Source organism: Paractinoplanes hotanensis, assembly GCF_023717965.1.
Taxonomy (GTDB): Bacteria; Actinomycetota; Actinomycetes; order Mycobacteriales; family Micromonosporaceae; genus Actinoplanes; species Actinoplanes polyasparticus.
The window spans coordinates 19,100-31,736 of the sequence record NZ_JAMQOL010000006.1 but is presented as its reverse complement, the minus strand read 5'-3'; the positions used below and the strand labels follow the sequence as shown (position 1 = coordinate 31,736).

Sequence of the window (12,637 nt, the reverse complement as noted above, 5' to 3'; positions counted from 1 at the left end):
GGCCGCGCTCCGCGGATTGGCTCTCGTTGCCCCGGCCGCGCTCTTCTAGCGTCGAGCCATGCGCATCCGAATCGTCGACGCCTTCACCGACCGCCCGTTCGCGGGTAATCCCGCCGGTGTCGTGGTGCTCGACCAGCCCGACTTCCCCGACGAGCAGTGGATGGCCGCGGTCGCGGCCGAGGTCAACCTCTCCGAGACCGCCTTCGTCCACCCGCTCGACCCCGCCGGCGAGGCCGACTACGCGCTGCGCTGGTTCACTCCCGCCGTCGAGGTGGCGCTGTGCGGCCACGCCACGCTGGCCACCGCCCACGTGCTGGCGGTCGACGGCACCGTGCGGTTCGCCACCCGCAGCGGCGTGCTGACCGCCACCGCCGTCGACAAGGGCTGGTTCACGCTCGACTTCCCGACCGCGCCGCTGGCCCCCGTGGCCGCCGACCCCGAGCTGCTCGACGTGCTGGGCGCCACGCCGGTCTCGGTCCACCACACCGGCCCGAACACCGACGACCTGCTGCTCGAGCTGTACGACGAGGCCGCGGTGCGCCGGCTCACCCCCGACCTGGCCACGCTGGCCGGCTACGAGCAGCGCGGCGTGATCGTGACGGCCCGGGCCGACGACCCGGCCGCGGACTACGACTTCGTCTCCCGCTTCTTCGGCGCCGCCGCCGGTGTCGGGGAAGACCCCGTCACCGGCAGCGCCCACACCGCGCTGGCGCCGTTCTGGTCGGCCAAGCTGGGCGGCCGCACCGATCTGGTCGGCTACCAGGCGTCGGCCCGTGGCGGCTACGTCCGGGTCTCGCTGCACGGCGACCGCACCCACCTCACCGGCCAGGCGGTCACCGTCATCGACGGCACCCTCACGGCCTGACCGGAACGCGCCGGATAGCGCCGGGCCGGCCGGCCGCCCCGGCGCAGATCCGTCATCTCATCCGGGTTTTCCGCTCTGCAGCTCCACCTCGAAGCCCCAGGCGTCTTCCAGGTAGGCGGCGTACGACTCGGGGCCGCCCGCGCGGGGATGACGATCGGGGAACAGCAGCGCCCAGCCGTGGCCGGCCGCGCCGGCGGTCAGACGGTCGACCTCGGCCCGGCTGCCCGCGTTGAACGCCACGTGGTTGAGCCCGGGCGCGAGCCGGTCGTGCACGTCACTCGAGAGGGCCGGCGACTGCTCCAGCACCAGGTAGACGCCGTCGCACAGCCAGGACCGGCCGCCCGGCCACTCCTGGTACGGCTGCCAGCCCAGCTCGCCGAGCAGCCAGCCCCAGGGGCGGGTCGCTCCGGCGAGATCCGGCACCCACAGCTCGACGTGGTGGAGCATCAGGCCGCGCCGCCGCCCGGCACCCACTTCACGTCGCCGCCCGGGTTGGCCGTCCGGGACAGGATGAACAGCAGGTCGGACAGGCGGTTCAGGTATTTCGCGGGCAGGTCGCTCGTCCGCGAAGGGTCGGCCCGCAGCAGCGTCCATGTCGACCGCTCGGCCCGGCGCGCCACCGTGCGGGCCACGTGCAGCAGCGCCGCCCCGGCGGTGCCGCCCGGCAGGACGAAGCTGTCGAGGGCGGGCAGCTTCTCGTTGAACTCGTCACACCAGCCCTCGAGGCGGGTCACGTACTCCTCGGTGATCCGCAGCGGCGGGTACGGCGGGTCCTCGGTCTCGGGGTTGCACAGGTCGGCCCCGACGTCGAACAGATCGTTCTGGATGGCCGTCAGCACCTTGCGGAGGTCGGGCGGCAGGTCGCCGAGGGCCAGAGCCACCCCCAGCGCGGCGTTGCACTCGTCGGTGTCGGCGTACGCGACGATGCGCGGATCGGTCTTGTCGGCGACCTCGTTGTTGCCCAGGCGGGTCTGCCCGGCGTCGCCGGCACGGGTGTAGATGCGGGTGAGGTGAACGGCCATCAGCCGAGCCTAGTAGGGATCCCCTTCCGGCCCGCGGAGTCGGGCAGGCCGTCATTCCGACCCCTACGGAGCGGGCCCGTGCGGGCGGCCCATACCATGGCCCGCGTGGATGTGATCAGGGTGAAGGGCGGCACGTCGCTGACCGGTGAGGTCACTGTCGGCGGTGCGAAGAACTCGGCGCTCAAGCTGATGGCGGTGGCCCTGCTCGCGCCGGGCCGCAGTGTGGTCGAGAACGTTCCGCGCATCACCGACATCGCGATCATGGCCGAGGTGCTGCGCCGGCTGGGCTGTCAGGTGACGCTCGAGGGCGGTCAGGCGACCATCGACGTGCCCGCCGAGCCGGGCAGCGAGGCCGACTACGACCTGGTCCGGCGCCTGCGGGCATCGATCTGCGTGCTGGGTCCGCTCCTCGCGCGGACGGGCTACGTCCGGGTCGCCCTGCCCGGCGGCGACATGATCGGCTCGCGGGGCCTCGACATGCACGTCTCCGGGCTGGCCCGGATGGGCGCGCAGATCTCCGGCGAGCACGGTTTTGTCATCGCCTCGGCACCCGGCGGCCTGCGCGGCAGCAAGATCTGGCTGGACTTCCCGAGTGTCGGCGCCACCGAGAACCTGCTGATGGCGGCCGTGCTGGCCAAGGGCGTCACCGAGATCGACAACGCGGCCCGCGAGCCCGAGATCGTCGACATCTGCGAGATGCTGACGGCGATGGGCGCGCGGATCGACGGCGCCGGCACGTCGACCCTGACCATCGAGGGTGTCCAGTCGTTGCAGCCGGTGCGGCACCGCACCATCGGCGACCGGATCGTGGGCGGCACCTGGGCCTTCGCGGCCGCGATGACCCGCGGCGACGTCATGGTGAACGGTGTGCGGCCCGAGTTTCTCGACCTCGCGCTCGACAAACTGGTCACGGCGGGGGCCACGGTGGAGCCGGGCGACAACCAGTTCCGCGTACGCATGTCCGAGCGTCCCAAGGCGGTCGACGTGGTGACCCTGCCCTACCCGGGGTTCGCGACCGACCTGCTGCCGATGGCGCTGGGCCTGGCCTCGGTGGCCGAGGGCTCCTCGCTCGTGACCGAGAACATCTTCGACGGCCGCTTCATGTTCGTGAACGAGATGGTGCGCCTGGGCGCCGACATCCGCACCGACGGCCACCACGCGGTCGTGAACGGGCGCGACAGGCTGTCCGGGGCGCCGGTACGGGCAACCGACATCCGGGCCGGGGCCGGGCTGGTCATCGCCGGTCTGTGCGCCGAGGGTGTCACCGAGGTCGGCGAGGTGCACCACATCGACCGCGGCTACCCCGACTTCGTCAACGACCTGGCCAAGCTGGGCGTCGAGGTCGAGCGGGCCGACGTGCCGGAGCCGACGTTCGACTTCTGAGCCGGGGCTCGAAAGCCTCAGAGCACGAGCCGCCGCGCTTCCTCGACCTGGTCGGCGAAGACCAGCACGACCGTGCGCCCGTCCCGGTCGCGCGTCTGGGTGGCTCTGATCCCGGCGTCGCCGAGCCGCCGGCGTATCTCGTCGGCGACCTCGGGGTCGGCGGCGATGGCGGCCGGGCGGAGCAGCCCGTAGTCGGGCTCGCGCTCACCGAAGATGGCCAGCCCGTCCGGGGCTGATTCGCCGTCCCGGGCCGAGGTCCATTGCAGGCCCATCCGCCAGAAGATCACTCCGAGGAACCCGACCAGGCCGACGGCGATCAGCGGCCCGATGAGGTACCAGCCGTTCTCTGGCGCCATGGGCACAGTCTCGCACCGGAAGCGGGCGTTTTTCGGCGGAATTGCCCCGATGGAGGGGCCACCCCTGGCCTGAGTTTCCGTTCAGTAGCCCCGCTAGGGTGAGCTTGTTGTTTCCGGCGTCACAGAGGAGTGCACTTCATGGCGGGTCGTTTGGCGGTCATCGGCTCCGGACTGATGGGTTCCGGCATCGCGCAGGTTTCGGCCCAGGCCGGCTGGCAGGTCACCATGCGCGACGTGGACGACGCGGCGACCGGCCGCGGCATGGCGGCGATCCGCGACTCGCTGAGCCGGTTCGCGGCCAAGGGCAAGATCACCGAGGAGGAGGCCGAGGCGACCCTCGCCCGGATCACCCCCACCACCGACCTCGACGCGGCCACCGACGCCGACGTGGTGGTCGAGGCGATCTACGAGAAGGTGGAGGCCAAGCACGAGGTCTTCCGCACCCTCGACAAGATCTGCAAGGCCGACGCCGTGCTCGGCACCAACACCTCGGCCATCCCGATCACCCAGATCGCCACGGTGACCGCCCGTCCCGAGTCGGTCGTCGGCATCCACTTCTTCTCGCCGGTGCCGATGATGAAGCTGGTCGAGCTGGTCCGCGGCTACCAGACCTCCGACGAGACGCTGGCCGCGGCCCGCGCCTACGCCGAAGAGGTCGGCAAGACCTGTGTCGAGGTCAAGCGCGACGTCGCCGGCTTCGTCTCCAACCGGCTGTTCTCGGCGATCCTGGTCGAGGCGGTCAAGCTGGTCGAGTCGGGCGTGGTCAGCCCGGCCGACCTCGACACGGTGATGAAGCTGGGCTTCGGGCACTCGATGGGCCCGCTGGCCACGGTCGACCTGACCGGCCTCGACGTCATGCTGAACGCGGCGACCAACATCTACCGCGACACCGCCGACGAGAAGTTCTTCCCGCCCGAGCTGCTGCAGCGCATGGTTCAGGCCGGCGACCTCGGCCGGAAGAGCGGCAAGGGCTTCTACTCGTACTGACCTGGCCTATCATGCCTGATGTGAACAAAGCGGGCATAGCGGCGCCGGAGGACATGCAGTGGGCGCTGGCCGAGGCGAGCAAGGCCGCCCTGGCCGTCGCTCCGGGCTGGTTCCGGGCCTGGGGCACGACGGAGGACAGGTGGTCGGCCATCAGCGTGCGGTCGGCCACCCAGGTCGTGGTCAACCACAGCCGGGAGGACGATCGGCATCCGAACAGCTGGACGGTGCGGGCGGTCTTCGGCACCCACACCGTGGAGCTGCGCGTCGGCCCGTACGACTCGATGGACCAGGCCGTGCTGGTCGCGCACGCGATCCTCTCGGTCGCCTACAACGGCACCAGCTAGGACGCCTGCTCCTGCTCCTCGTGGTCGCGTGCGGCCACCCGCAGCCGCACCTTGGTGATCGCGCGGCCGGTTACCTCGGCGACCTCGGCCGAGTGCCCGTCGATCTCGACCACCTCGCCCGGCGCGGTCGGGATGTGCCCGAGGTGGGCCAGCACGAGGCCGGCAACGGTCGTGTAGTCACCCTCGTCGAGCCGCTCGACGTCGACGCCGATGTCCGGCAGGTCGTGGATGGGGAACGTGCCGGGCAGCAGCATCGCCCCGTCCGGCTCACGCACCACGGACTGCACATCGCGGTCGGTCTCGTCGTAGATCTCGCCGACGATCTCCTCGACCAGGTCCTCCATGGTGATGATGCCGTCGATCGCACCGCGCTCGTCGACCACCAGGGCCAGCTGCTGACGCTGGACGCGCATCTGGCGCATCGCGTCCGACACCTTGAGCGTCTCGGGCAGGAACAGCGGCGCGAACATGTGACCGCGTACGGGACCCTCGGCGTCCACCAGGTCGCGCAGATGCACCACGCCGAGCACGTCGTCCAGGCCCATCGGTCCGGTGACCGGCGCCCGCGAGTGCCCGCCGGCGATCAGCTGACTGAGCGCCTCGTGCGCCGGCGCGTCGGCCGGAACGACCAGAACATCCCTTCGCGGCACGAGGATCTCGCGCAGGATCCGGTCGGCGATCTCGAACGCGCCGCTGATGATGGTGCGCTGCTCGGGGGTGAACTCCTGCTGCTGGGTGACCAGGTCGCGGATCTCCTCGGTGGTCACCTCCTCGCGGCCGGCATGGGGATCGTTGCCGGTGATGCGGACGATCATGTCGGTCGACTTGCCGAGCAGCCAGACCGCCGGCCGGGACAGCGCCGCCAGCATGTCGAGCGGGCGTGCCACCACCATCGCCCAGCCCTCGGCCCGCTGCATCGCGACGCGTTTGGGGGCGAGCTCGCCGACGACCAGCGTGAAGAAGGTCAGCACGATGGTGACGAGCACGATCGACACCGCGTTGGCGGCCTCGCCCAGAAAGCCGAGCGGACCGGTCAGCGGCTTGGCCAGCGAGACCGCGGCCGAGGCGGAGGCCAGGAAGCCGGCCAGTGTGATGCCGATCTGGATGGTGGCCAGGAACCGGTTCGGGTCGCGGGCCAGTTTCGCCAGCGTGCGTCCGGTGCGCGACTGCCGCTCGAGCCGCTGGAGCTGACTGTCGCGTAGCGAGATCAGGGCCATCTCGCTACCCGAGAACGCCGCGTTCAGCAGCACCAGGATGATGACGAGAACAATCTGCCAGCCATATCCGCCCATGGCGGCGACCAACTCCTCAGCTCAGGGATCACGCCGGTTTACCCGCCGGTGACCGGGATCAAGCCTGTCAGAGTAGGCCGTCGCGTTCCACGCGTACGACCGTAGCGACCGCGCTTCACCTCCGGGCGACCCTTTACCGAAAGCAGAGCCGGCGGCAGCCGCTGGTATCCGTCACACATCCCGCGGCCGATGCGGACCCAGGACGCCGTACGCCTGAGCGTCTCAGTGGGTCGAGGCGAAGGCCAGCGACATCAGGGTGGCCGCGATCATGCCGCCCAGCAGCGTCAGCCCGATGCCGCCGATGTCGAGGCGGGCCTGCAACCGCCGATGGGCGAACAGGGCCGCCACCGGCACCCCGGCCGAGGGCGCCACCAGGAAAGCCAGCCAGCCGAGCCCGCGGATCACCGCGCCGCCGGGTACCCCGGTGCTGCCGAACGAGACCAGGCCCGAGCCGACCAGGCCGGCCAGGGCCGCCACCACGGCTCCCAGGATCGGCAGCAACGGCAGAGCCCACCGCGGCAACGAACGCCGGCCGGCCGGGCGGATCGTGTAGTCGATGCGCTCGGCCGCCTTGGCCAGCAGCGCACGGGGCGACTGGCGGACGGTCGGCGGGTCCATCGACTGGGCCGCTCTCGGCAGCGCGGCCCGCGGCAACGACTCGACCGGCACCGGTTCGGGCAGTTCGCCCAGCGTGCGTACGCGCAGACCGCGGGCCCGCCGCAGTTGGTCCCACAGCCGGGCCGCCTCCCGGTCCACATCGAGCACCTGGGCCGCCGCGGCCCCGGCCCACTGATCGGCCGACAACGCGTCGCTCTCGGCCCGGGCCAGCTCGCCACCGGCCTGCGCGGCGTTCTCCTGGTAGGCCTGCTCGGCGTTGCTCAGGGCGGCGTCGCGGCGGCGCGTGGCCTCGGCCAGCGCGCTGACCATCAGCTGGTAGTCGCGGCCGATGGGCTGACGGTCACGTGTGGTCACTGTTCACCTCGTACGGGACGATGACTTCCGGGGTGCGGTGCACCGAGCGGTCGAAGAACAGCGCCCGCCGGCTGCGCGGATACCAGGCCGGCCCGCCGGGCTGGGGATACAGCGGCGCGAGGTCGGCGCCCTGCACGTCGAGGGCCACCCACGCACCGATCGGATCGAGGCGGGCGCCGACGCCGCCCAGCGAGTCGCGCAGCCGGTTCACCGAGCGCCACCAGCCCAGCACGTGCGTACGCCGCTCCGGCCCCTCGGCCAGCAGCGTGCGGAGCGAGACATCGGACGTGGCGTCGAGCGCGTAGCCGATCACGTAGTGCGGGATCGAACTCTCCTCCAGGGCCGGGGGCGCGTCGCACCAGTCGGCCGAGGGCAGCTCGGCCATCAGCCGGGCCGCCGGACGGGACGCGTCCGGGTCCAGACAGACGATGCTGAAGTGGGCCGGACCCTGGGCGGCCAGCGACAACGCCGCCGCCGCGAGCACGTCGCAGGCCTCGTCGGTGCGGGTGCCGAGCACCGCCAGATTGCGCCCCGGCATGCGTCCCAGCCGCAGCCGGGCCGGCCGGGCGGCCACGTCGATCCGCTCGCCCAGCACCGCGCCCGGCGACGAGCCGACCGGGCTGGCCGCGTCGGGCACCGGCCCGGCCGGGCGGCAGGTCTCGGGCAGCAGCGGCACCGCGTCGCCGTCGAAGAGGCGGGGCTCCTCGCACCCGTCCGGCCGGTCGCGCCACAGGCGTCGTTGCAGGCTGCGCCAGACCAGGCGGTCGCCCGCATCGGGCAGCCGCACGATCTGGTTGGCCCCGGACGTCCCGGACTGGGTGTTCACGACCGCGTGGAAACGGGGGATGACCGCGGCGGCCAGGTTGTCGTCGGCCAGGATGCGGCGGGCCTTGGGCAGGGCGATCCGCAGGGTGAACTGTCCGATCAGGCCGGAGCGTCCCCACAGCGCCTCGATGCCGGAGACGTCCTGCGAGGCCAGGATCAGGTGGATGCCCTGCGAGCGGCCGCGGCGGGCCAGGTCCTCGAGCAGCGCGACGGCCTCGTCGGCGACCGCGTCGCGGCCGGACAGCAGCACCTGGAACTCGTCGATCACGGCGACGATGCGGGGCCAGTGCCCGGCCGGGTCCTCGGCGCGCAGTTCGGCCAGTTTGGACGCGTCCACCCGCTTGGCCGCCTGGGCCCGCGTCCGCAGCTCCTCGCCGAGGTGGCGCAGCATGGCCAGGCCGAACTCGCGGTCACCGTTCACGTTGATGCCGGCCAGCCGCACCTGAGGCAGCCAGCCCGGGTCGCGCGGGCCCGGCACGAACCGCGCGAACGAGACGCCCTCCTTGAAGTCGAGCAGGTAGAGCGCGAGCTCCTCGGGCCCGTAGCGAGTGGCCAGCCCGGCCAGCCAGGCGTAGATCAGGTTGGTCTTGCCCGATCCGGACGGCCCGCCGATCAGCGCGTGCGGCGGATCGTCACCCAGCGGCACCTGGATGAGCGTGCCGTCGGTGCTGTCACCGATCGGCGCGACCAGACCGTGGGCGGAGGACTCGGCCCAGAACTCGCGCGGCTCCAGGTCGGCCAGCCGGGCCGGGGGCGGTCCGGCCCGCAGTCGCTCGGCGGCGCCCCGGCAGAAGGCGGTCACCCGTTCGGCCGGCGGCGGTGGGTCGAGGCGGATCTCCAGGTCGCCGGTGAGGTCGCAGGTGGCCCGCTGGTCACCCACGGTCAGCCGGCGCACGCTGGGATGTTCGGTCAGGTCCAGCCCGCGTACGACGAGATGGACGCCGCACGAGACACCGGTGCGCACGATCCGGTCGAGCTGGGCGCGCTGGCCGTTGGTCAGCTCGTCGGCGGTGGCCGCGTCGGCCAGCAGCACGATCACCCGCCACGGCTCGGCCCGCGGCCCGGCCGTGGCCGCGGTCAGGTCGGCCAGCGACCGGTGCTCGCCCGCCAGCACCGACTCGTTGACCCGGCAGATGTGCTCGACCAGCTCGTCGAGCGTCGCGCCGAGGCTGCCCGGCCCGATGAACGAGATGCCGAGCGGGGCGAACGAGGCCAGGGTGCCGCCCAGGTGCTCGGGGTCGTAGACGGTGAGCTGCACGTCCCCCGGCCGGGTGGTGCCGAGCGCGCGCAGCAGCAGACCGGTGATCACCGCGTCGGTCTCGGCGGCCGGCCCCGAGAAGTTGAGGTGGGCGGCGTCGAGGAACGGGATCAGCGCCGGCAGGGCCGCGGTGTCGTCGAGCGTCAGCGTGCCGATCCGCAGCAGGCCGGGACGGGTGCCGGGCTCGGGCTCGGTCGGCGACCACATCCGCCACGGCAGGCCGGCCGCCCCGCTCGCGCTCAGCGCGGCCAGGTGCCGCACGTTGCCGGCGAGCCGGGACGACTCGAACTGGAAGCGGCGCTGGATGTCGCGCCGGGCGGCGTCGCGGGCCTCGGCGAGCTGGTTGAGGCAGGTCGAGTACGCGTCCCGGACGAGCCGTCGCCGGTTCTGAGCCTCGCCGCGTGCCGATTCCGCCTCGGCCAGCACGGCCCGGGCTGCCCCACGCGCCTCGGCCAGCTCCTGCCGGACTGCGGCGACCAGCTCGTTGCGGTGGCTAACCACCCGACCCCCCGTAGCGCATGATGGGGGATTTTACCGATTTGGCAGCCTATCGCCGGATTATGTGCTGCGTGTCGGCGCGGTCCGGTTACCTCGCGGCCGGGCCACCCCACGGGCGTCGGGGCTGGTCAGTTCCGCCCACAGCCGGGCCGCCACCAGGTCGGCGGCCTCGTTGTGCCACCGCCGCAACGTGCCGCGCGGCACGTAACGGCGCATCCAGTCGACCGCCTGCCGGGCCTCGAGCTCGAGCCCGTCCGTGCGCATATTCCGGGCGTACGGATTGAGCCCCAGCACAGCACAGAAGTGCAGCGCGTTGTAATGCCGCCAGTCGTCGCCGGTCTCGAACGGACCGGCCGGGCGCAGACTGTCGACGCTGGCCCGCAGCACCGCCCGCAACTCCGTAGCCCGTTCGAGCGGCTGGTCGAGCGCCCGCCCGGTCAACCGCCGGTCGACCGCCGGCAGGTCGGTGAGCGGGCTGCGCATCAACCGGCCCAGGTTGCCGTAGTTGTCGAGCGCCTGCCGCGCGTACCGCAGAAAATCCGCCTCGTCGGTGGCCGGCAGGTTGCGGTGCGACTGATGCCGGGGCAACGCCTCAGCCAGCTGCAACAAGGCCGAACGGTTCCGGCGCAGCCGGTCGTCACCGCGGAAGGCGAGCAGGTCGAGCCCGCGCAGCACCGCCCCGCCCAGCCCCGTCACGGTCATCACCACGGCCAGCACGGCGAATTGCAGGTACGTCAGCACCGGCTCGTCGCCGGCCGCGATCATCGTGACCGCCGCCGGCCCGCCCACCAGCACGGTCGCGATGACCGCCGCCGTCGCCGACCGGATCAGGTCGGGTCGCAGCCGCTCGCCCACCTCGAACGCATCCGACACGGCGACCAGGAACCCGAGGATGAGCAGGTCGAGCCCGATCGCGGCGACCACCAGCCCCGACGAGCCCAGCTCGACCGGCAGCAGCAACGCGGCCAGGGCCAGCCCGTACAGCGAAGCCGCGACGGCCAGCGCCGCGGTCAGCATCGGCGGGCGGACCTGGTCGCGGAACCGCCGGAGCAGGAACAGCCCGCCCATCAGCGGGGCCAGCACGACCAGCCGCCCCACCGGCGGAAGCAGGATCGCCATCACCAGGAACAGGCTGCCGAGCAGCATCCAGCCCAGGTCGATCTGCCGCCGCTCCGGCACCGAGGCCGGCAGCAGCGCCACCGCCGCGCCGGCCCAGAGCAGGGCCGGAACGCACAGCAACACCTGGGTGGCAGTCCCGTCCGGATCGACGGTCCACAGTGCCACCCCCACGGCGTACGCCAGAAGCGCGGCCGCCGCCCGCAGCGCCGCCGGCCGCGCCGGATCACGACCGACCAGATAGCAGGCAGCCCACCACGTCAGGGCGAAGGCGGGAACAGCGAGCGCGGGCACCCGGAGAGTCAACCAAACAGTTGCCGTGCGCCGGAACCCGACAGGGCCCGCCGACGTCGCCGCCGGCGCACCACCCAGCCACCCGCGAACACCAGAAGAACCAGTCCGACCAGGACCAATACCGGCAACAGGATGGCCAGAACGGACATCAGAACACTGCCGATGTCTTCCACCGTGCTGGCCACCGGAGCCCCGAACCCCGCCGTTGTGGTGTTCACCACCGGCCGCGACGCCGCCTTCACCCCGTGCACGACAAGAGCGATCACGACTCCGGCCGCGATCGGAACCCATTGGTGCGAGGAGAAGAACGAGCCCGGATCGCTGACCGTCACCGTCTCGGACGACGACCCCGCCCCGAACGCCAGGCCACCCGCGGTCGGCCGCACCACGGTCTGCACCACGTCGTTCACGTGGTCGACCACCGGCACCTTGTCCGCCACGACCTCGATGGCCAGCAACAGCGCGAGGATCAGCAGCGTCCAGCCGTTGGAAAGCCAGCTCCACCCCGTGGGCAGATCGATGGTGTCGGTGTAACGGGCCAGCAGCCCCATGGTGAGCAGAGGAATGTAGGCGTTGAGACCCGCCGATGCGGCCAGGCCAGTTCCGGTGAGCGCTTCGAGCACAACCCCAGAATGACAAACCCCCGCGAACGCCGCTTGCCGCGAACGCCGACCGTGACGGTACTGTCGTCCGGTGCGCCTGGTCATCGCGAAGTGCTCCGTCGACTACGTCGGACGGTTGTCCGCCCACCTGCCCACGGCAGTCCGCCTGGTGATGGTCAAGGCCGACGGCTCGGTCTCCATCCACGCCGACGACCGTGCCTACAAGCCCCTGAACTGGATGAGCCCACCCTGCAAACTGCAGGAGGCGCCCGGCGTCTGGAAAGTGGTGAACAAGGCCGGCGAAGAGTTGAGGATCACGCTGGAAGAGGTGTTCCAAGATACGTCGTACGAGTTGGGTGTTGATCCCGGTCTGGTCAAGGACGGGGTCGAGGCGCATCTTCAAGAACTGCTGGCTGCGCACCCGGAGACGTTCGGCGCGGGTCATACCCTTGTTCGCCGTGAATTCATGACTGCCATCGGGCCTGTTGATCTGCTGCTGAAGGACGCCAAGGGTGGGTCGGTGGCTGTCGAGATCAAGCGCCGGGGGGAGATCGACGGGGTCGAGCAGTTGACCCGGTACCTCGAATTGATGAACCGTGATCCGCTTCTTTCTCCTGTTCAGGGGGTTTTCGCCGCTCAGGAGATCAAGCCGCAGGCTCGGGTGCTTGCTGGGGATCGGGGGATTCGGTGTGTGGTCGTTGATTACGACAAGCTTCGTGGGATGAAGAAGGATGAGCTCACGCTTTTCTAACGGGCCCACCCGGCTTCACCATCGCCAAAGACGCTCTCCAGCGATGGCCGGGGTTCGGGGCAGCGCCCCAAG

Annotated in this window: 13 protein-coding genes; 5 read left to right on the top strand and 8 right to left on the bottom strand. The window is 71.5% G+C overall.

Translation table 11 applies throughout. The features are described from left to right. The first annotated feature begins 58 nt into the window (after positions 1-58). On the top strand, positions 59-865 hold the full coding sequence (locus LXN57_RS04450) for a PhzF family phenazine biosynthesis protein (protein WP_251796697.1): 807 nt from the start codon (positions 59-61) through the stop codon (positions 863-865). 57 nt (positions 866-922) lie between these two features. Here LXN57_RS04450 and LXN57_RS04445 read toward each other — a convergent pair whose 3' ends face one another. Both LXN57_RS04445 and LXN57_RS04440 read right to left on the bottom strand, forming a co-directional pair. Beyond that, complete coding sequence (locus tag LXN57_RS04445; protein ID WP_251796696.1) at positions 923-1,312, bottom strand: VOC family protein; 390 nt, start codon at positions 1,310-1,312, stop codon at positions 923-925. After that, positions 1,312-1,887, bottom strand: coding sequence for a cob(I)yrinic acid a,c-diamide adenosyltransferase (locus LXN57_RS04440; protein WP_251796695.1), 576 nt, complete (start codon positions 1,885-1,887; stop codon positions 1,312-1,314). The genes LXN57_RS04445 and LXN57_RS04440 overlap by 1 nt, the downstream gene beginning before the upstream one ends. A 96-nt stretch (positions 1,888-1,983) precedes the next feature. On the opposite strand from LXN57_RS04440, the gene murA reads away from it, so the two are divergent. Further along, entirely contained in the window at positions 1,984-3,270 is a 1,287-nt protein-coding gene (murA, locus tag LXN57_RS04435) for a UDP-N-acetylglucosamine 1-carboxyvinyltransferase (protein WP_251796944.1), read from the top strand. Between the two features lie 17 nt (positions 3,271-3,287). Here murA and LXN57_RS04430 read toward each other — a convergent pair whose 3' ends face one another. Beyond that, the gene (locus LXN57_RS04430; RefSeq protein ID WP_251796694.1) at positions 3,288-3,626 is read right to left on the bottom strand and encodes a hypothetical protein; all 339 of its coding nucleotides are present in this window, start codon (positions 3,624-3,626) and stop codon (positions 3,288-3,290) included. Between the two features lie 138 nt (positions 3,627-3,764). Between LXN57_RS04430 and LXN57_RS04425 the strand changes: the two genes are divergently transcribed. Beyond that, positions 3,765-4,613, top strand: a complete 849-nt coding sequence (locus tag LXN57_RS04425) for a 3-hydroxyacyl-CoA dehydrogenase family protein (RefSeq protein WP_251796693.1) — start codon at positions 3,765-3,767, stop codon at positions 4,611-4,613. Positions 4,614-4,633: 20 nt separating this feature from the next. Further along, a complete protein-coding gene (locus tag LXN57_RS04420; RefSeq protein WP_251796692.1) occupies positions 4,634-4,957 on the top strand; it encodes a hypothetical protein in 324 nt (107 codons plus the stop codon). On the opposite strand, the gene LXN57_RS04415 is transcribed toward LXN57_RS04420, so the two are convergent. The 5 genes from LXN57_RS04415 to LXN57_RS04395 all read right to left on the bottom strand — a co-directional run bounded on the left by LXN57_RS04415 (position 4,954) and on the right by LXN57_RS04395 (position 11,835). Beyond that, positions 4,954-6,249, bottom strand: a complete 1,296-nt coding sequence (locus LXN57_RS04415) for a hemolysin family protein (protein WP_251796691.1) — start codon at positions 6,247-6,249, stop codon at positions 4,954-4,956. The genes LXN57_RS04420 and LXN57_RS04415 overlap by 4 nt on opposite strands. A gap of 222 nt (positions 6,250-6,471) precedes the next feature. After that, positions 6,472-7,221 (bottom strand): hypothetical protein, encoded by a 750-nt coding sequence (locus LXN57_RS04410; protein ID WP_251796690.1) that lies wholly within the window; start codon positions 7,219-7,221, stop codon positions 6,472-6,474. Further along, positions 7,208-9,805 carry an FtsK/SpoIIIE domain-containing protein gene (locus LXN57_RS04405; protein ID WP_251796689.1) on the bottom strand — a complete coding sequence of 866 codons (2,598 nt, stop codon included), beginning with the start codon at positions 9,803-9,805 and terminating at the stop codon, positions 7,208-7,210. The genes LXN57_RS04410 and LXN57_RS04405 overlap by 14 nt, the downstream gene beginning before the upstream one ends. Before the next feature lie 57 nt (positions 9,806-9,862). Further along, on the bottom strand, positions 9,863-11,212 hold the full coding sequence (locus tag LXN57_RS04400) for a hypothetical protein (protein ID WP_251796688.1): 1,350 nt from the start codon (positions 11,210-11,212) through the stop codon (positions 9,863-9,865). 8 nt (positions 11,213-11,220) lie between these two features. Further along, complete coding sequence (locus LXN57_RS04395) at positions 11,221-11,835, bottom strand: DUF4126 domain-containing protein (protein WP_251796943.1); 615 nt, start codon at positions 11,833-11,835, stop codon at positions 11,221-11,223. Between the two features lie 70 nt (positions 11,836-11,905). Here LXN57_RS04395 and nucS point away from each other — a divergent pair, with 70 nt between their 5' ends. After that, positions 11,906-12,565: an endonuclease NucS gene (nucS, locus tag LXN57_RS04390; RefSeq protein ID WP_251796687.1), complete on the top strand. Its 660-nt coding sequence runs from the start codon at positions 11,906-11,908 to the stop codon at positions 12,563-12,565. Positions 12,566-12,637 lie beyond the last annotated feature (72 nt).

Coding starts and splice junctions, on each gene's coding strand:
- LXN57_RS04415 (WP_251796691.1), bottom strand. CDS start 6,249: ATGGGCGGATATGGCTGGCAGATTGTTCTCGTCATCATCCTGGTGCTG.
- LXN57_RS04440 (WP_251796695.1), bottom strand. CDS start 1,887: ATGGCCGTTCACCTCACCCGCATCTACACCCGTGCCGGCGACGCCGGG.
- LXN57_RS04445 (WP_251796696.1), bottom strand. CDS start 1,312: ATGCTCCACCACGTCGAGCTGTGGGTGCCGGATCTCGCCGGAGCGACC.
- LXN57_RS04450 (WP_251796697.1), top strand. CDS start 59: ATGCGCATCCGAATCGTCGACGCCTTCACCGACCGCCCGTTCGCGGGT.
- LXN57_RS04430 (WP_251796694.1), bottom strand. CDS start 3,626: ATGGCGCCAGAGAACGGCTGGTACCTCATCGGGCCGCTGATCGCCGTC.
- LXN57_RS04425 (WP_251796693.1), top strand. CDS start 3,765: ATGGCGGGTCGTTTGGCGGTCATCGGCTCCGGACTGATGGGTTCCGGC.
- murA (WP_251796944.1), top strand. CDS start 1,984: ATGGCCCGCGTGGATGTGATCAGGGTGAAGGGCGGCACGTCGCTGACC.